Raw genomic sequence first — 16,958 nt, 5'->3', positions numbered from 1 at the left:
TTGCCAAAACGATAACCCAATGGTGCACTCATGGTCAAACCCCATTGCATCGCTGAGCAGCTTGATATCTCGGCTTGATGTCTAACAAAAACAATCGCCCGTGCCGCGCTCACTATATCCCCTCAAGAAACGCGTAGTCGCTCCACGACCTCACAGCGCGGCCCCGCGCCACCAAGTGTGATCCGCGCAACCTCGCGCCATTCGGCCTCGTCGACCTGCGCAAACCATGTATCGGCGTCCTCGACCTCCAAATCCACCTCTGTGATCAGCAAACGGTCGGCCATCGGCATCATCGCCGCGTAAATACCCGCCCCGCCCATGCCGTAAATACGTGCGCGGCCTTGGGATTTGGCAAAGGCAATCGCGGCGTCAAGCGTGGCAAAGACATGCTCGTGATCAACACCCTGTGACGACACCACAATATTGAGACGGTTTTTCAATGGCCTGACGGCGGCGGGCAAGCTGTCCCATGTATTGCGCCCCATGATGACGGCCCCGCCCATGGTTTCGCGCATGAAAAACTTGAGATCTTCGGGCGCATGCCACGGGATATCGTTGCCCTTGCCAATAGCGCCATTGCGGTCACGCGCGACGATGAGCGAAATCATGACCGCCCCCTCACACAGCGACCGGCGCTTTGATCGCACCATCAGGGTCGTAATCCAGAATTTCGATATCGTCGAACGTGAAATCGAACAGGCTTTTAACCTCCGGGTTCAGACGCACCTGTGGCAGTGCTTTGGGCGTGCGCGACAGTTGCAAGTTCACCTGATCAACATGGTTGGAATAGATATGGGCATCGCCAATTGAATGCACGAAATCACCCGCCTCATAGCCCGTCACCTGTGCTAGCATCTGGAGCAAAAGCGCGTAGGACGCGATGTTGAACGGCACGCCCAAAAACATATCTGCCGAGCGTTGATACAGTTGCAAGTGCATCTTATTGCCCAATATTTTAACCTGCCAAAGCGTATGACACGGCGGGAGCGCCATGTGCGGCACATCGGCGGGGTTCCATGCGGAAACAATCAGGCGGCGGCTATCTGGCGTGGCTTTGATCGCCTCAATCAAGCCTTCGATTTGGTCAATGGTGCCGCGCTCGCCGCCCGGCCATTTGCGCCATTGCTGACCATACACAGGCCCAAGATCACCGTTCTCGTCGGCCCATTCGTCCCAAATCCGCACCCCGTGTTCCTTAAGGTACGCAATGTTTGTATCGCCCGAGATGAACCACAACAGCTCATGAATAATCGAGCGCAGGTGCAGCTTTTTGGTGGTGACAAGCGGGAAACCGTCCGACAGTGGATAGCGCGCCTGCATCCCGAAATGCGAAATCGTCCCCGTCCCCGTGCGGTCCGTGGTTTCGACGCCGTGGTCGAGAATGGTGCGAAGTTGATCGTGATACTGCTTCATGGCGCTGTGGCTTCCCTCATGCTCGGGTCGAATCAGATCCCACTATATCTGGACACGACTTCGCGAACACCCGCAACATAGGGACGATTGCGTCACATTCCCAAAATGAATCCCCCCAACCGCAGGCATTATCGTCGCGACACCAATGCATGAGTTGACAATAGCGCGACACTTTGGAAGTTCTGGCATACTAAAGTGATGAAAGTCGCGCGTTTAGATATCCTTTCGGTGAGGCCAAAATGAGCACGTCAAAAATAGCCCTGATCTCCGTTCTTTTGGCTGGCCTCTCGGCCTGTGGCAGCAACAATAAATCCGTAGGACCAAACGCAGTTCCCGAAACGCCCGAACCGCCAGAAGTCATTTCCGCAATCTCCGACCTGCGCGGAACAGCGGACGAAGATCTAAGCGCAGATCGCTCCATCGTGCGGTTACATGAGGCGCAAACCGATCCGACCAAAGATGATTTGGATTTTTACCTGAGCGCCGATTCCGTGACCGTCATCGATGATGGCGATGAGTTGATTATCACAGGGATGCCGTTTGATGGCGAAGATGACAGCTACGTACGTTTAGCAACAACGAGAAATCCAACGGGAACCGCAGGCGCAAGTGGCGATTTTTATGTTTACCGCAACCGCGACAACACCGCGCGCGACGAATTTGGCGGCGAACCTATTGTTCAGTTCCAAAATCTCGCGGTTCATCAAACGAGTGCGAACGGCAAGGCATACGTCACTGTGGTTGGATCCTCGCTACACGATGAGGCCAAGTACGATCTGAGTGCGTTCATTTACGGGCGCAATGGCGGCGTCACAATGCCGAAAACGAACCAAGCAGATTTCCGCGGCGATTATGCCGCCATCCGCACATTCGACAACGCTCAAAAAACGCAATATGTTTCAGGCGCCATGGTCCTTGAAATCGACTTTGAAAAACTCAATAGCGCAGGTGCGGTTTACTTCAACATTTCCGAGCGCAAAGCCTACAGTGCTCAGGGGGAATTTCTGGGTGACCTATACGACGTTGGCGGCAATGCAGCCAACGGGGTGCTCGACACTCAAGGTGAATTCCAAGCCGAGGGCACGATTGGAGCGCGGCGTGCCGCACAATGGGTCGTTGGCGACGATGACACTCCGGGTGAGTTCGAGGACATTGGCAATGGTGATGGCGGCTCTGGCACCATTCAGGGGATGTTGGTCGGCTCAGATGCGGACATGTTAGCTGTTGGCACATTAGAGTTTACCGGCGGCGACGACATCTACATCGACCCCGTTTGGATTGACATCAATGAAGACGGAATTATGCAGGTAACCCGACCAGACGAATTAGACAGAACCGTCGTCGTCGACCGCTTCGACACGCCCGTGGACGCTTCTGTACTCATTGACAGTGAGAATATCGCTTCAAACCAAAACGAAATCTTCTTTCGAACGGATGAAGACTACTTTATTTACGAAAACAGCGTGAACGAAACGGGTGCCTTCCTCCTTCATCGAGATCGGTAATGCAATTGCGTATGCCTCATGCCCTGTCTGCGTGTTTGGCTGGATTCATGATCCTCGCATCTCCCACGTGTGCGCAGACTGTCGCGCCAGTGTTGCAATTGAGTCAAAATGAGGTTCTCGCCCTCGCTGAAACGCAATTGGTTTCGGGGCGCGCGGATCTCGCTCTAAAACTCGTCGATGGTCTTTTGGTCACGCGTCCCGATGTTTACCCCGCCCATTTGATCCGTATTGATGCATTGCGCCGACTTGGCCGCACGGACGCTGCATTGAGGGCTGCGCGTGCGGCGTGGCGTGGAGCTCCAAACGCCAGTGAACGCACCCGCGTGGCCCGCCTTGCCTCGGTCGAAGCCTACAAAGACGGCAAGACATTCCAATCAAAACTGTGGCTGCGCCGCGCCTCAAACACCGCAGACACGCCCGCACAAAAGCGTGGCATCGCTCGTAACTTCAACGAAATACGGCGCTACGACCCGTGGACCACCAATTTCAGTTTCTCCATATCGCCCTCATCGAACGTCAACAATGGGGCGCAGGGGGACGTGTATTCTGTCGACGGATCACCGTGGACAGGCACCGTCGACGCGCAAAGTCAGGCCCTGTCCGGCTACCGGATTAGCGCCAGTGCGGCGGCGCGACACCGCTGGGAAAAAGCGCGCGGCCTGTCCCTTTATGCGGGCGCGAGTGTCAGCAACACGCTCGTAAAACTCTCCTCCACGGCCAAAACAGACGCCCCAGACGCAGTGGAGTCCGACTATGATTTTGGGCGGATATCACTTGAATTTGGCGGCACCAAAGCGCTTGGCAAACGGCACGCGGTCGCATGGGACATCGCGGCAGGGCGCGTCTTTTCCGGTCGCGCCCCCTATAGCGACACCCTATCTGCGACGATCACCGACATCCGCGCGCTTACAAACGGCGGCGTGATCCGCAACAGTCTTGAGGCGCGCGGCACCTTTGCCGTGTCACCGGATCGCGCCGATTCCCATTCTGTGCGCTACAGCGTTGGCTTCACGCCCGCAAAAACCGCGCGCGGATCATTCAACCACGCGGCCTATGTTGAGCGCGTGTTTTCAGACGCATCCACACTTGCCCACGACAGCTACGGCGTGTCGACAAAATTCACAGCGGCCAATCCGGTCTTTGGCACGCAAGCGTATTTCGCCATCGGCGCCGAGGTCTCGCGCTATGAGGCCTATCCGTTCGTGCCCACCCCCGTCACACGAAGCGATAAAACCCTATTCGGCGTGGCGAGCTTCACGTTTACAGATCAGGCCATTTACGGCTTTGCACCCGAATTAAAAATCAATTTCGGCCAGACATGGTCCAACATGTCGCGGTTTGACACGCGCACCACGGCCATTGGCCTTGGGATCAAGTCCGCGTTCTAGCACGCTTTTGCGCGTGCATTTACGCAAACGGGCAACGCATGGACAGGCATGGTCATTGCCGTGATCTCCGCTAAAATCGCACCAAGCACATTCAACGGGAGGAAGCATATGCGCTATTTACACACAATGGTTCGCGTAAAGGACTTGGAAAAATCGATGGCTTTCTATGCGCTTTTAGGTCTGAAAGAGACCAAGCGTCATGACAGTGAACAAGGGCGATTTTCCCTTATTTTTATGGCCCCAGACGGCCAAGAGGATTGTCCGGTCGAGCTAACATACAATTGGGACGGCGATGACGGATTGCCCTGTGACGGTCGCCACTTTGGTCACCTCGCCTACGAAGTCGATGACATTTACGCGCTGTGCCAAACCCTTATGGACAATGGCGTGACGGTCAATCGCCCTCCACGTTGTGGTCACATGGCCTTCGTGCGCTCACCCGACAATATCTCCATTGAGCTGTTGCAAAAGGGCGAAAACCTCCCCCCACAGGAGCCTTGGCTGTCGATGGAAAACACCGGCCACTGGTAAATACCCCAACGGCGCGCCACACGACAAAACCGCGCCCACAGTAAACTGAAATGATAAAGGCAGGCGCAACGCCTGCCTTTTATCTAACGGTCTACCCGCATGTCGGTAAAATCCTGATCAGTAGATATAGCGGATTTGATCAGTCCAATACCGCTCCATACGGCGTAGCGCGGTATTGATATCTTCGACCCCCTCGGAGGTGATGACACCGCGCCCCTGAAGTCCCTCAGCATGACGTGCAAATAGTTCGGCAACAGTAGTGCGCACGTAACGCCCTTTTTCCGTGAGCTTGACTCGCACCGAGCGGCGATCAATCTCGCAACGCTGATGGTGCATGTATCCCATGTCCACAAGCTTTTTGAGATTATAGGACACGTTGGAGCCCTGATAGTAGCCGCGCGATTTCAATTCGCCTGCGGTCACTTCGTTCTCGCCAACGTTGAACAAAAGCAGGGCTTGCACCGCATTTATTTCCAACACCCCAACACGTTCAAACTCGTCTTTGATCACATCAAGAAGCAGTCGATGCAATCGTTCAACGAGCGACAGTGCCTCAAGGTATTGGGACATAAATGTCGTATTCGTAGGATTTTCAATCATAGGATGGACGCTCATTTAGCACTCCGACAAAGCAGTTCGGGTCTCAATGTGCGTCCAATTCCCCAAGATAAGGTTAAACGGTGAAAAGTTTTTTATATCTGGCCGTTACAGGCCTTACTTTAACCATAATTTAGGGTCTGCAAACGCAACCACTTTATCCAACATCACCTGAAAATGGGCCGGCGTTGGTTCCTGATGCGTCACCCAAGCCAGTAAATCTTGGTCGTTCTCATCCATCATGTGCTCGAATGCGTCCAACTCGTCGGCAGTCATTGTGGGCAAATGTGCATCTGCATAGCCGCCAATCAACAAATCCATCTCTTTGATACCACGGCGCCATGCGCGGATTTTGATCCGTTTGAGGCGGTGCTCGTGTGTTTCGGTCATGATGGTCTCCTTGTTGATACGCACTTTTTGCACCCCTGCCCGCGTGATCGCAAGCGGCGTCTTGGCGTTCGCGTCACATTGTGTCACTGAAAGCGTAAGTTTTTTTCCACGGAGATGCCTCATGCCCTTTCTGTCTGATACCCTTGCCCGCGTAAAACCCTCGCCCACCATTGCTGTGACGACAAAGGCCCAAGAGCTAAAAGCCGCGGGGCGTGACATCATTGCGCTCGGCGCAGGCGAGCCAGACTTCGACACGCCCGACCACATCAAAGCGGCGGGTATTCGCGCCATTGAAGAGGGCAAAACCAGATATACCGCCGTGGATGGCATTCCCGAGTTGAAACAGGCCATCTGCGCCAAGTTCAAACGCGACAACGGGTTAGACTATGCACCCGATCAGGTCAGCGTCTCGTCTGGTGGCAAACAAGTGCTATTCAACGCCTTGACGGCCACTCTCAACGAGGGCGACGAGGTGGTGATCCCTGCGCCATACTGGGTATCGTATCCCGACATGGTGTTGCTGGCGGGGGGCGTCCCTGTCTGTGTCGAGGCCAAGTTGGACACCAATTTCAAACTGACGCCGGCGCAATTGGAGGCGGCGATTACACCAAAAACCAAATGGCTGATCTTTAACTCACCGTCCAATCCCACGGGAGCGGGCTATTCGCGCGCCGAACTCACCGCGCTTACCGATGTCTTGATGCGCCACCCCCATGTCTGGGTGATGACCGATGATATGTATGAACACCTCGCCTTTGACGGGTTTGAGTTTTGCACCCCTGCTGAAGTTGAGCCACGCCTGTATGCGCGCACGCTGACGGTGAACGGCGTCTCAAAGGCCTACGCCATGACCGGATGGCGGATCGGCTACGCCGCGGGGCCAAAAGAGTTGATTACAGCAATGCGCAAAATCCAGTCGCAATCCACGTCGAACCCCTGTTCGATTTCCCAATACGCCGCTGTTGAGGCGCTCAACGGGTCACATGACTTCATCGCGCGCAACAATGAGGTGTTCGTGCGGCGGCGCAATTTGGTGGTGGAGATGCTAAACGCAATCGACGGGGTCACCTGTCCCGTGCCAGAGGGCGCATTCTATGTCTATCCCGATATCTCGGGATGCATCGGCAAAACCGCCAAGGGCGGGACAAGAATCGAAACGGACGAGGACTTTTGCACCGCGCTGCTCGAAGAGCACGGCGTTGCGGTTGTTTTTGGCGCGGCTTTTGGCCTATCGCCCAACTTCCGCATTTCCTACGCCACCTCGGATGCGGCCCTCAAAGAGGCCTGTACCCGCATTCAGGCGTTCTGCGCCGCACTCACCTAAACATGGCGGCGGGCGCTTGCATTGCCGCCCCCGCTCTCTATTCTGCGCTGTATTAACCATCTGAAAGCCATTTTTGCTATGAGCGCTGATCTTCCCGACTATTACTTTCGCGTGCGTGAAAACGGTGCCTTTGTGTTCCGTGTGGACACCGAGAACCGCCAACGGCGCATCGAGATGGATCAAATCGCGGTCATCAACATGAAAAACGGCGAGATCAAACCGCATGGCCAGCGTGTATTGTCGGATGCGGATCTCGTCGCGATCCAGAACTGGATGGCAGAGCGGGCGGTGATTCTGGCAGAGCGCGACATTGATGATATTCACCGCGCGGTGGATCACCTCAATTATACGGCCCATTGGGCCCAAACACGCGCGACAGATGAACAGTTAGAACTGGTCACGGATGACTTGCTGTTGACCATGCATGATTTGCGGACAGTTCTCGTACGCAAAAAGGCCGACCGGCTGATGGCGAAAGGCTAGGCCGCGCTTAGGCAGATACTCCGCCAATGCGCGACTTGTTCATCCAAAAGCGCCACGCCATTAGCACCCATGCACAGCTCAATCCGGTGAGTAGGCCAACCCAAATGCCGTTGCCGCCCATATCAAGCACAAAGCCGCAAACATAGGCCACGGGCAACCCCACGCCCCAATAGGACAAGGACGCAAGCCACATCGGCACAGTCGTGTCTTGCACACCGCGCAAAAGCGACAGGGCCGTAACTTGTCCGCCATCTGAAAACTGGAACAGCGCCGCAAACACCATAAAGCCCGCACCCGCCGCCAAGACCAGATCACGCTGAGGTTCGCTCGGTGCAATGAACAGACCGATAAGGATATGCGAGGCCGAGAGGAACACCGTGAGTGTCAATGCAGCTGTGACAAGCGAGAGCACGGTGACGACAAGCGCGCCGCGCCGCAATCCCGCCTCATCACGCCGCCCGTAGGCATTGCCCGCACGGATCGTTCCAGCCTGAGACAGACCAATTTGAATCATAAAGGCGAGGGCAGACAGTTGTAGCGCCACACCATGCGCCGCAAGGGCCACCGTACTAATCCAACCCATCATGAGGGCGGCGGCGTTGAACAATCCCACCTCGGCCAATGATGTCAGCCCAATCGGCACACCCATCTTGGCCACAGTGCGGAACATATCCCAATCGGGTTTGGTCAGGTTGCGAAACAACTCGTTCTCGGGAGTCGCTTTGTTCGCGTAGATCACAAGCGCCACAACCGTCAGGGTCGACACAATCAGCGAGGCGATAGCGGAGCCGATCACCCCCATGGCCGGAAAGCCGAGATTACCAAAGATCAGCACCCAATTGAGGCCCGCGTTTGCGAACACAGCAATAACCGTGAACAACAAAACCACACGCGTGCGCTCAAGGGCCGAGAAATAGGACCGCAACACCATCGCAATAAGAGCAGGAAGCATCTCGATTCCCGCAACGATCAAGTAGGGTTGAGCGAGGGCTGCAATTTCAGGTTTTTGTCCCAGCGCGATCAAAACCCGCTCAGAAAACCCGAACAAAGGATAAATCGCCACGGCTGCCAAAACAGAGAGCCACATCGCCATGCGAGTCGAGCGGCGCACAACCGTGGTGTCCCCTGCCCCCGCCGCGTTTGCAACAAGCGGCATGACGGCAAAGGCAAAGCCCGCAAGCAAAATAAACGTGATGAACCAATAGCCTGACGCAAGGACCAATGCGGCCAGTTCATTGAGGCCAAACCACCCCATCATGATGACATCTGTCATGTGAAGCGCGAATTGCGCCAACTGACTACCGGCCAAAGGCAACGCCAGTGCGATCACCGCACGGGCGTGGGCGGAATATGTTGTTTTATCTTGCATACGGGCGCTATACGCCCAAACGCCCTTGACCGACTAGTCAAAAAGTTTGGCACCCCCGATCACCAAACGTGATCGGGGTCTCTCACGTCTACCCCTCAAGCACATCGCGCCAGTTGTGCACCGGCGCAAAGCCCAACAATTTCTTGGCTTTAGCGTTGGAATAAACCGTTTCCTCGTGCCCCATGTCGCCCTTGACCTCGACGCCCTGATAATATCGCGCGATGATCTCTTTTGTAGATAGATTGACAGAATGATTGTCGTTGGACGCGTTGAAAATCTCGAACCCCAATCCGTCCGTGTGCAACATCAGATCCACCATCTGCCCCAGATCGCGCGCATCGATATAGGCAAAGATGTTGCGGCGGCGCAGGTCTGGATCGGCAAAATAGCTTGGGAAGTTTTGCGCATACTCATGCGGCTCAATCACGTTGTTGATCCGAATACCGTAGATGTCGATACCGCTGCGGCGTTGAAAACTGCGTGCTGTGACCTCATTGACGACCTTGGACATGGCGTAGCTGTCCTCGGGGATCACGGGGTGGTCCTCGTCGACAGGGATATACTCGGGTTTGCGTTCGCCGTCTGCAAAACACACGCCATACGTTGTCTCTGACGAGGCAAAAATCACCTTCGTGATCCCAAGTTTCACCGCCGCCTCAAGCACGTTATAGGTGCTCATCGTATTGACACGGTAGGTCTCGTTATCGGGTTTGAGCAAAATACGTGGCACGGCGGCAAAATGCACCACGGCATCAAATTTGGGCACGCCCGTTCCCGGCTCAAGTTCGTCAAAGTTGGCATAGGACGTGAGCGCGTTGAACATCTGGCCGCTGTCCGTGACATCGACCGTCAAATTGTCGACCCCATCACACTCAAGCGGGACAAGATCCGCATTCACAACGCGGTGCCCTTTGCTCAAAAGATATGGCACCACATGGCGCCCCGCTTTGCCTGATCCGCCTGTAAACAAAATCCGCATGATCTCTCCTCCCGTATTGTATGTCGTTGTCTGGTTAGTTGCGCCGTGCCGGCGCCAAGGTTGACACGTCAAACCCGTTCCACGTTAAAATCTCTTTGGCCGCCTGACGTTTATCGGCGGGAATACTCAATGACCGCGAGAGGATATGTGCGCGCCCTGTCGGCGTAGCGATCACCGCCGTTTGCACCTCTTGGTCGATCCAAAGCACCCAAAGCGTCTCTCCCATAAATTCAAACCGCCCCGGCCCTATGCGTTTGGCCAAACCCCGCCGTGGAGTTCCATCCGAACACGGCCCCTCGGTCAGGGTCATGTCGCCCCCGCGTTGCGGCGTAAAGGTCATCCCTCCGACAACACAAGATTCCCCTGCGGGCAAATAGGTCATCACTTCGTTCCAGCGTCCCGCGAACTCAAGCGGATCAAACGCCGCCATAGATGACATCGGTACGTCCGCATCACGCGGTCCCGTGGCGTCTGGCATCTGCGTGCGCCCTATACATCCGCTCAACACCACAAGGCCGAGAACAGCGATCAATCCACGCATTGAGTCACTGTACGCCCCTGCGCGTCTAAAAGGTCGTTGCAGCCATAGAGCGGCTGTATCGGCGCGCAGCTACGCGAGCGCGCCAGACATTCAGTCGAACACTCGGTGGATTTGGTACAGTATTTGCCCGCATCTTTGGGCGTGGTGAAACAGGTCATCAACCCGCCCAACCCGACTGTGCGCCACTCACCTCCGCGCCGCTCGCACGCCGCCTGTTGCGTGGCCGCGTTTGAGGGGTCGGACGCCGCAGCCCCCGGCCCCAAGATCACATCGCTGCCCTCGTCACTGGGCGCACATCCCGCAAGACATACTACAAGAACAAGGCCCGAGATGAGAGAAGCGAGACGCATTAGAACGGTTTTCCGTGTGCGCGGTGCGCGGCGTCAATCTCGGCCAAAACCTCTTTGGACAACACCAAAGTTCCGCCATCAATCGAGTGCTGCAATTGCTCGACCGAGCGGCCGCCAATAATCGGCATCACATCAAACGGCCGCGTCAGCGACCACGCGATGGACATGGCAACGGGATCAAGTCCGTGATTTTTCGCAATCTGCATGTAGGCCTCAACGGCGGGCCACGCTTGTGGCGTCACGCGACCACCAAGCCCGCCCCCGACAGCCAAACGCGAGTCAGGATCAATGGTTGTGCCGCCGTGGTATTTGCCCGACAGCATGCCACAGGCAAGCACAGAATAGGCCAGCAAGGTCACGCCCTCATGCACCGCAAACTCCGCCATGTCGGTATCGTAGAGACGACACATCAACGAGTATTCATTCTGGATCGACTGCATACGCGGCCCACCGGTCTCTTCGGCCACGCGCTGCCATTGGGTCATGCCCCAGACAGATTCATTGGACGTTCCAAATTCGCGCACTTTACCGGCCTTTTGCAGATCGGCCATTTTCTCATTCACCGCACGCATGTTGTCGAGGATCTCCTCTTTGGCGGGCTGGGTGCGTGGATCAAAGGACCAGTGCTGGCGGAAATGGTACGAGCCACGGTTGGGCCAGTGAAGTTGATACAGATCGACATACTCGGTCTGCAAGCGCTTGAGCGACAGATCGAGCCGCGCCTCAAGCGTGGCGGGCGTGATGCCCTCTTGCGAGATAAAACCTGACGGGCCTGCAATCTTTGTGGCCACGACCCAATCCGCACGATCGCCACTTTGGGCGAAATACTTGCCGATGATCTCCTCGGTGTCGCCCACGGTTTCGGCGCGCACGGGGTTCACGGGATACATCTCGGCGGTATCCATAAAATTGATACCCTGTTCTTTGGCATGGGCGATCTGAGCGTGGGCATTCTCAAGGCTGTCTTGCGATCCCCATGTCATCGTTCCAAGACAAATCTCGGAGACATTCAAATCACTTTTGCCAATTTTGCGCATTTTCATGGTGGTATATCCTATCCGTCTTTGTGCGTTTGCATCCCCCAGTGCCCAGGGTTGTCGCTAACTTATAGCGCGCGGCGCTATGTTCAAAGGGGCAAGGCCGGCTTTGCGCCACCTTTGGCTGTGCAAATTCGACAAAGGGCGTCGACCTGCCCGCCCAGACCCCAAACAGCCACGAAGGACGGCGTGTCCCCTCTGGCCCTTTTGCGCGCGGCGCGGTAGACACAGCCTAAGAGAATTTAACGGACGGACCCGCACGCACATGGCACGCACGCTCATCACTTCCGCGCTTCCCTATATCAACGGGATCAAGCACCTCGGCAACCTCATCGGCTCGCAATTACCCGCCGATCTTTACGCCCGCTACCGCCGTGCGCGGGGCGACGAGGTTTTGTTCCTTTGCGCGACCGACGAGCACGGCACCCCTGCCGAAATCGCGGCGCAAAAAGCCGGCAAAGATGTCGCTGAATACTGCGCCGAAATGCACGAGGTTCAGGCCGAATTGGCCAAGGGGTTCCGCCTGTCGTTCGACCACTTCGGGCGGTCCTCGTCCGATCAAAACCGTGCGCTGACCCAGCACTTTGCAAAGCGTCTGTTTGAGCAAGGGTTGATTGAAGAAGTTGAAGAAACCCAAGTGTATTCCGCCACTGACGGGCGCTTTTTGCCCGACCGCTACATTGAGGGCACCTGTCCCAGTTGCGGCTTTGAGAGTGCGCGGGGCGACCAATGTGACAACTGCACCAAGCAGCTTGATCCGACCGATTTGATCAACCCCTACTCGACCATTTCGGGGGCCACCGACCTTGAGGAACGCAAGACCAAACACCTGTATCTGCGCCAATCCAACATGCGTGATGCGCTCAACGACTGGATCAGCAGCAAGGCCGATTGGCCGATCCTGACCACCTCGATTGCAAAGAAATGGCTCAACGATGGGGACGGCCTGCAAGACCGCGGCATCACCCGCGATCTCAAATGGGGGGTGCCTGTTCAAAAGGGCGATCAGCCCTGGGCAGGCATGGAAGGCAAGGTGTTCTACGTCTGGTTTGACGCCCCGATTGAATACATCGCATGTGGCGCGGAATGGGCGGAAAAACAAGGGCTTAGCGATGCGGAATGGGAGCGCTGGTGGCGCACCGACAAGGGTGCCGATGATGTGCGCTATGTCCAGTTTATGGGCAAGGACAACGTGCCGTTTCACACCCTGTCTTTCCCCGTCACCATGCTTGGGTCGGGTGAGCCGTGGAAGATGGTCGATTACATCAAATCGTTCAACTACCTGAACTATGATGGCGGTCAGTTTTCCACCTCGCGCGGGCGCGGTGTGTTCATGGATCAGGCGTTGTCTCTTCTGCCGTCCGACTACTGGCGGTGGTGGCTATTGAGCCACGCTCCCGAAAGTTCGGACAGCGAATTCACTTGGGAAAACTTCCAAGTTTCCGTGAACAAAGACCTCGCAGACGTACTTGGCAACTTCGTGTCTCGCGTGACCAAATTCTGTCGCTCCAAGTTTGGCGAAGCGGTGCCAGAGGGCGGCACATACGGCGCGCGTGAAACCGATTTGATGGCTGCGATTTCAGAAAAAATCGAAGCCTACCAAGGACATATGGGCGCCATCGACGTGCGCAAAGCCGCCGGAGAACTACGCGCCATCTGGACGCTCGGCAACGAGTATCTCCAAGATGCATCGCCATGGGCAGTGTTCAAAGAAGACCCTGAAACAGCCGCGATGCAAATTCGCTTCGCGCTCAACCTGATCCCGCTTTACGCGGGCCTCTCCGCGCCGTTCATTCCTGACGCGGCGGGCAAACTGGCCACGGCCATGGGGACGGGAGACGCGGTTTGGCCAGAGGATAAAGCGACCGCATTTGCACAGCTTCCCGCCGGCCACACCTTTGCCGTGCCTGACAACCTGTTCGGCAAAATCACCGACGAGCAGCGCGAAGACTGGCAAGAAAAATTCGCCGGTATCCGCAGCTGATCGACCTCGAATTCCACTGATTTGGGCGTCCCGCGCGGGGCGCCCTTTTTGTTCGATTTGGACACGTTTAGCTCTGTGGCACACCCACAAAACGGCTGTCGGCGTTTCGTCGGACTTTCGTCGGCTTTTCGTCGGGCAACGGTGTCGCACACAAGGCGCTCTTTTACGCGCCTGATCTGCGTGCTAGCGTCCCCACATCTGTGTTCATTAACCATTACTGGAGCCCGCCCATGCGCCGCATCCTCGCCCTGTCAGTCGCCCTTTTGACCGCCACCCCGACCCTTGCCGCCACCTGTGGCAACACGTCGAGCGGATTTGAGACATGGAAGGCGCAGTTCGCAGCCGAGGCCGTAAACGCAGGCGTGGGGGCCAAAGGCCTCGCAGCACTGGCGGCCACGTCCTACGCCACCAAAACCATCGCCGCCGACCGCAATCAAAAGAGCTTCAAATACACGCTCGAAAAATTCATGCAGGTGCGCGGCGCGCCCACGATCGTCAAAATGGGCCGCGCCCGTATCGCCAAAAACCCGACATACTACGGTAACCTCGAAAAGCGGTTTGGCGTCGACGCCGAAGTCATCGTGGCAATCCACGGCATGGAAACAGCCTTTGGCTCGAACATGGGCAGCGCCAACGTGCTCTCCGCGATCAGCACCCTCGCCTACGATTGCCGCCGATCCGATTTCTTTTCTGGACACGCTATGGCCGCCTTGAGATTGGTGGACAAAGGCGCGCTATCATCATCCACCAAAGGTGCGATGCACGGCGAAGTCGGCCACACCCAGTTTCTAACTGGCAATATCGAAACCTACGGTATCGACGGCGATGGCAACGGCGTTGTCGATCTCACCAACCTATCTGACGGGCTGGCATCCACGGCCAATTTCCTTGCCCAAAAGGGCTGGAAAACGGGACAGGGATACCTTGAGGGTCAACCCAATTTTAGCGTCATTCAGGAGTGGAACGCGGCGGGGGTCTATCAAAAGGCGATTGCTATCATGGCCAGTCAAATCGCCCAATAAGGGCCGCGACAGGTGCGCAGTGTGTTCACTTTATCCAATTGGAAAAGTGCGTGGTGCCCGCGGCCGGACTCGAACCGGCACGGCCATACAGCCGGGAGATTTTAAGTCTCATGTGTCTACCATTCCACCACGCGGGCACGTCAGCGGCACTTTGGCGAGGCCAAAGCGTGGCGCGACCATAGCCACCAAATCAGCGGTGTAAAGGGTCGTTCGGCACTTGACCCCACACGCACAAAGACCACCTACTCATATTATGTTTCCAATCCGCGACCACAATCCGTCCCGCCGCCCCGCGCTTGTCACGTACACATTGATGGCGCTCAACATTGCCGTGTTTTTGGCGATGTGGCCGAGCTATAGCAACGATGCCGCGATTTCGCGGATTTACATGGACTGGGCGATGGTGCCCGCGCGCATTTCATCGGGAGACGGGTTCTATACCCTCATCACATCGATGTTCATGCACGGCGGCTTTATGCACATCGCGGGCAACATGCTATTTTTGTGGATTTTCGGGGACAACCTCGAAGATGAGATGGGGCATCTGAAATATCTGGGGTTCTATCTCTTGTGCGGGATTGCCGCAGCGCTTGCCCAATATATCGCCGCCCCGTTTGAGTGGGTGCCAATGGTGGGCGCATCCGGCGCGATTGCCGGCGTCATGGGCGGCTATTTGCTTTTGTTTCCAAAGGCAAAGGTCGACGTTTTGTTTATCTTTGTGATCTTTTTCAAAGTCATCCCACTGCCCGCATGGATCATGCTTGGCGTTTGGTTCGGACTACAACTGTTCGGAGGATTTGGCGCAGCGAACAGTGGCGTGGCCTATCTCGCCCATATTGGTGGCTTTGTCGCAGGGCTGTTGTTGGCAGCACCAGAATGGCGGCGCTTGGGCGGGACAGCCTATTGGGCGCGCACGCACGGGCACCCACCGCACTCCGAGGCCCGTTACAGGTTTCAAACCTCGCGCGTGCCCGTGGTGCGTCGATCAAAATAACACTGCGTGCGAAGTGGCAGGGATTAGCCGCCCTCTTGGTAGTTCACAACATCGATGTTTTCGATGTCGGAATTGACGTTGGTGGCAAAGATATTCGCGCCACCCCAAACAATTTGAAGCACGACAACACCCAATCCGACCACGGCGGAGGTTAAGACCACCCAATCGACGGTGACGGCCCCGTCATCGGCAGGGCGGTAGGTACGAAATGCTCTCTTGAGACGGTTGATCATGGTGCGTTACTCCAAATGTTTCTGCCAAACTCTATGGTAAACGTGTCTGAATTTAGGCGGGTGTTAGGTATTTTGGAGAAAGCGCACAAAAAAACGGCCCCGCAGTGGAGGCCGTTTTTTGTACCGTCTGTAACGGTCGTTTATTGGTTGCGCACCATTTTAGCGAACTTGTCAAAAAGTGGCTCGTTGGAGCACAAAACTTCGCAATCCAAAAGCACATCACCAGCAGGGTCGATCGCCTCAACCAGACCACCGGCCTCTTTCACAAGCAAGATACCCGCAGCCATATCCCAGATTTTAAGGCGACGTTCCCAAAATCCATCGTAACGGCCAGCCGCAACGTATGCGAGATCGAGCGAGGCCGCGCCGTAGCGGCGCACACCGGCGGTAGCGGGCAGCACGCGTGCAAGGTCTTTGAGGGTTGCAGGCAAATCGGAGCGACCGGCAAACGGTAGACCCGTTGCAAAGATCGATTCGATGAGCTTTTGACGACCGGAGACGCGGATACGTTGATCATTCATCCATGCGCCTGCGCCCTTTTCGGCCCAGAACAATTCGCCCTTTGCCGCGTCGAACACAACGGCGGAGACGATTTCCCCCCGGTGCTCAAGCGCGATGGACACCGCCCAATGCGGCAAGCCGTGCAAAAAGTTAGTGGTGCCGTCGAGAGGGTCAACGATCCAACGGCGTGTCGGGTCTTTTCCTTCGATCTCTTCGGTCTCTTCGCCCACATAGCCATAGGTCGGGCGCGCTTCCATGAGCATCTCGCGAATGATCTCTTCGGCGCTTTCGTCGGCTTTGGTTACGAAGTCACCCGC

Annotated in this window: 19 protein-coding genes and 1 tRNA gene; 8 read left to right on the top strand and 12 right to left on the bottom strand. The window is 56.2% G+C overall.

What is annotated here, in order from left to right; genetic code table 11:
• Window positions 1-122: 122 nt before the first annotated feature.
• Together ACTG34_RS06460 and ACTG34_RS06455 are read right to left on the bottom strand one after the other, a co-directional pair.
• Window positions 123-608, bottom strand: a complete 486-nt coding sequence (locus ACTG34_RS06460) for a dihydrofolate reductase (RefSeq protein ID WP_439104156.1) — start codon at window positions 606-608, stop codon at window positions 123-125.
• 10 nt (window positions 609-618) lie between these two features.
• On the bottom strand, window positions 619-1,413 hold the full coding sequence (locus tag ACTG34_RS06455; protein ID WP_439104155.1) for a thymidylate synthase: 795 nt from the start codon (window positions 1,411-1,413) through the stop codon (window positions 619-621).
• Between the two features lie 239 nt (window positions 1,414-1,652).
• On the opposite strand from ACTG34_RS06455, the gene ACTG34_RS06450 reads away from it, so the two are divergent.
• The 3 genes from ACTG34_RS06450 to ACTG34_RS06440 all read left to right on the top strand — a co-directional run bounded on the left by ACTG34_RS06450 (window position 1,653) and on the right by ACTG34_RS06440 (window position 4,837).
• Entirely contained in the window at window positions 1,653-2,918 is a 1,266-nt protein-coding gene (locus ACTG34_RS06450) for a hypothetical protein (RefSeq protein WP_439104154.1), read from the top strand.
• A 47-nt stretch (window positions 2,919-2,965) separates the two neighbouring features.
• Window positions 2,966-4,306 (top strand): hypothetical protein, encoded by a 1,341-nt coding sequence (locus ACTG34_RS06445; RefSeq protein ID WP_439104153.1) that lies wholly within the window; start codon window positions 2,966-2,968, stop codon window positions 4,304-4,306.
• A gap of 108 nt (window positions 4,307-4,414) precedes the next feature.
• The gene (locus ACTG34_RS06440) at window positions 4,415-4,837 is read left to right on the top strand and encodes a VOC family protein (RefSeq protein WP_439104152.1); all 423 of its coding nucleotides are present in this window, start codon (window positions 4,415-4,417) and stop codon (window positions 4,835-4,837) included.
• A 117-nt stretch (window positions 4,838-4,954) separates the two neighbouring features.
• On the opposite strand, the gene ACTG34_RS06435 is transcribed toward ACTG34_RS06440, so the two are convergent.
• Together ACTG34_RS06435 and ACTG34_RS06430 are read right to left on the bottom strand one after the other, a co-directional pair.
• Window positions 4,955-5,452, bottom strand: a complete 498-nt coding sequence (locus ACTG34_RS06435; RefSeq protein WP_439104151.1) for a MarR family winged helix-turn-helix transcriptional regulator — start codon at window positions 5,450-5,452, stop codon at window positions 4,955-4,957.
• A 99-nt stretch (window positions 5,453-5,551) separates the two neighbouring features.
• Window positions 5,552-5,824, bottom strand: coding sequence for a succinate dehydrogenase assembly factor 2 (locus tag ACTG34_RS06430; RefSeq protein ID WP_439104150.1), 273 nt, complete (start codon window positions 5,822-5,824; stop codon window positions 5,552-5,554).
• Between the two features lie 121 nt (window positions 5,825-5,945).
• Between ACTG34_RS06430 and ACTG34_RS06425 the strand changes: the two genes are divergently transcribed.
• Together ACTG34_RS06425 and ACTG34_RS06420 are read left to right on the top strand one after the other, a co-directional pair.
• The gene (locus ACTG34_RS06425; RefSeq protein ID WP_439104149.1) at window positions 5,946-7,148 is read left to right on the top strand and encodes a pyridoxal phosphate-dependent aminotransferase; all 1,203 of its coding nucleotides are present in this window, start codon (window positions 5,946-5,948) and stop codon (window positions 7,146-7,148) included.
• Window positions 7,149-7,226: 78 nt separating this feature from the next.
• Window positions 7,227-7,631 (top strand): hypothetical protein, encoded by a 405-nt coding sequence (locus tag ACTG34_RS06420; RefSeq protein WP_439104148.1) that lies wholly within the window; start codon window positions 7,227-7,229, stop codon window positions 7,629-7,631.
• A 7-nt stretch (window positions 7,632-7,638) separates the two neighbouring features.
• Here the strand turns inward: ACTG34_RS06420 and ACTG34_RS06415 are convergent, their stop codons facing one another.
• From ACTG34_RS06415 to ACTG34_RS06395, 5 genes are all read right to left on the bottom strand, one after another.
• Entirely contained in the window at window positions 7,639-9,000 is a 1,362-nt protein-coding gene (locus ACTG34_RS06415; RefSeq protein WP_439104147.1) for an MATE family efflux transporter, read from the bottom strand.
• 88 nt (window positions 9,001-9,088) lie between these two features.
• A complete protein-coding gene (locus tag ACTG34_RS06410; protein ID WP_439104146.1) occupies window positions 9,089-9,979 on the bottom strand; it encodes an NAD-dependent epimerase/dehydratase family protein in 891 nt (296 codons plus the stop codon).
• A 34-nt stretch (window positions 9,980-10,013) separates the two neighbouring features.
• A complete protein-coding gene (locus ACTG34_RS06405) occupies window positions 10,014-10,520 on the bottom strand; it encodes a lipocalin family protein (protein ID WP_439104145.1) in 507 nt (168 codons plus the stop codon).
• Entirely contained in the window at window positions 10,508-10,870 is a 363-nt protein-coding gene (locus tag ACTG34_RS06400; RefSeq protein ID WP_439104144.1) for a hypothetical protein, read from the bottom strand. Before ACTG34_RS06400 ends, ACTG34_RS06405 begins: the two co-directional genes overlap by 13 nt.
• A complete protein-coding gene (locus ACTG34_RS06395; protein ID WP_439104143.1) occupies window positions 10,870-11,913 on the bottom strand; it encodes an aldo/keto reductase in 1,044 nt (347 codons plus the stop codon). Before ACTG34_RS06395 ends, ACTG34_RS06400 begins: the two co-directional genes overlap by 1 nt.
• Window positions 11,914-12,172: 259 nt before the next feature.
• On the opposite strand from ACTG34_RS06395, the gene metG reads away from it, so the two are divergent.
• Window positions 12,173-13,891, top strand: a complete 1,719-nt coding sequence (metG, locus tag ACTG34_RS06390) for a methionine--tRNA ligase (protein WP_439104142.1) — start codon at window positions 12,173-12,175, stop codon at window positions 13,889-13,891.
• Window positions 13,892-14,121: 230 nt separating this feature from the next.
• The gene (locus ACTG34_RS06385; protein ID WP_439104141.1) at window positions 14,122-14,913 is read left to right on the top strand and encodes a lytic murein transglycosylase; all 792 of its coding nucleotides are present in this window, start codon (window positions 14,122-14,124) and stop codon (window positions 14,911-14,913) included.
• 51 nt (window positions 14,914-14,964) lie between these two features.
• Here the strand turns inward: ACTG34_RS06385 and ACTG34_RS06380 are convergent.
• A tRNA-Leu gene (locus ACTG34_RS06380) sits at window positions 14,965-15,050 on the bottom strand.
• Window positions 15,051-15,166: 116 nt separating this feature from the next.
• Here ACTG34_RS06380 and ACTG34_RS06375 point away from each other — a divergent pair.
• Window positions 15,167-15,907 (top strand): rhomboid family intramembrane serine protease, encoded by a 741-nt coding sequence (locus ACTG34_RS06375; protein ID WP_439104140.1) that lies wholly within the window; start codon window positions 15,167-15,169, stop codon window positions 15,905-15,907.
• A gap of 23 nt (window positions 15,908-15,930) precedes the next feature.
• Here ACTG34_RS06375 and ACTG34_RS06370 read toward each other — a convergent pair whose 3' ends face one another.
• Both ACTG34_RS06370 and ACTG34_RS06365 read right to left on the bottom strand, forming a co-directional pair.
• Window positions 15,931-16,140 (bottom strand): pilus assembly protein, encoded by a 210-nt coding sequence (locus ACTG34_RS06370; RefSeq protein WP_439104139.1) that lies wholly within the window; start codon window positions 16,138-16,140, stop codon window positions 15,931-15,933.
• A gap of 140 nt (window positions 16,141-16,280) precedes the next feature.
• Window positions 16,281-16,958, bottom strand: a 678-nt coding sequence (locus ACTG34_RS06365) for an inositol monophosphatase family protein (protein WP_439104138.1), incomplete at its 5' end; no start/stop codon positions are given.

It is taken from the genome of Celeribacter marinus (assembly GCF_965656515.1).
Taxonomy (GTDB): Bacteria; Pseudomonadota; Alphaproteobacteria; order Rhodobacterales; family Rhodobacteraceae; genus Celeribacter; species Celeribacter marinus_D.
This window is presented reverse-complemented; position numbering and strand designations above follow the sequence as displayed.

Bases quoted from the DNA above. Each gene is read 5' to 3' on its own strand.
- ACTG34_RS06460 (WP_439104156.1), bottom strand. From the start codon at position 608: ATGATTTCGCTCATCGTCGCGCGTGACCGCAATGGCGCTATTGGCAAG.
- ACTG34_RS06455 (WP_439104155.1), bottom strand. From the start codon at position 1,413: ATGAAGCAGTATCACGATCAACTTCGCACCATTCTCGACCACGGCGTC.
- ACTG34_RS06450 (WP_439104154.1), top strand. From the start codon at position 1,653: ATGAGCACGTCAAAAATAGCCCTGATCTCCGTTCTTTTGGCTGGCCTC.
- ACTG34_RS06445 (WP_439104153.1), top strand. From the start codon at position 2,966: ATGATCCTCGCATCTCCCACGTGTGCGCAGACTGTCGCGCCAGTGTTG.
- ACTG34_RS06440 (WP_439104152.1), top strand. From the start codon at position 4,415: ATGCGCTATTTACACACAATGGTTCGCGTAAAGGACTTGGAAAAATCG.
- ACTG34_RS06435 (WP_439104151.1), bottom strand. From the start codon at position 5,452: ATGAGCGTCCATCCTATGATTGAAAATCCTACGAATACGACATTTATG.
- ACTG34_RS06430 (WP_439104150.1), bottom strand. From the start codon at position 5,824: ATGACCGAAACACACGAGCACCGCCTCAAACGGATCAAAATCCGCGCA.
- ACTG34_RS06425 (WP_439104149.1), top strand. From the start codon at position 5,946: ATGCCCTTTCTGTCTGATACCCTTGCCCGCGTAAAACCCTCGCCCACC.
- ACTG34_RS06420 (WP_439104148.1), top strand. From the start codon at position 7,227: ATGAGCGCTGATCTTCCCGACTATTACTTTCGCGTGCGTGAAAACGGT.
- ACTG34_RS06415 (WP_439104147.1), bottom strand. From the start codon at position 9,000: ATGCAAGATAAAACAACATATTCCGCCCACGCCCGTGCGGTGATCGCA.
- ACTG34_RS06410 (WP_439104146.1), bottom strand. From the start codon at position 9,979: ATGCGGATTTTGTTTACAGGCGGATCAGGCAAAGCGGGGCGCCATGTG.
- ACTG34_RS06405 (WP_439104145.1), bottom strand. From the start codon at position 10,520: ATGCGTGGATTGATCGCTGTTCTCGGCCTTGTGGTGTTGAGCGGATGT.
- ACTG34_RS06400 (WP_439104144.1), bottom strand. From the start codon at position 10,870: ATGCGTCTCGCTTCTCTCATCTCGGGCCTTGTTCTTGTAGTATGTCTT.
- ACTG34_RS06395 (WP_439104143.1), bottom strand. From the start codon at position 11,913: ATGAAAATGCGCAAAATTGGCAAAAGTGATTTGAATGTCTCCGAGATT.
- metG (WP_439104142.1), top strand. From the start codon at position 12,173: ATGGCACGCACGCTCATCACTTCCGCGCTTCCCTATATCAACGGGATC.
- ACTG34_RS06385 (WP_439104141.1), top strand. From the start codon at position 14,122: ATGCGCCGCATCCTCGCCCTGTCAGTCGCCCTTTTGACCGCCACCCCG.
- ACTG34_RS06375 (WP_439104140.1), top strand. From the start codon at position 15,167: ATGTTTCCAATCCGCGACCACAATCCGTCCCGCCGCCCCGCGCTTGTC.
- ACTG34_RS06370 (WP_439104139.1), bottom strand. From the start codon at position 16,140: ATGATCAACCGTCTCAAGAGAGCATTTCGTACCTACCGCCCTGCCGAT.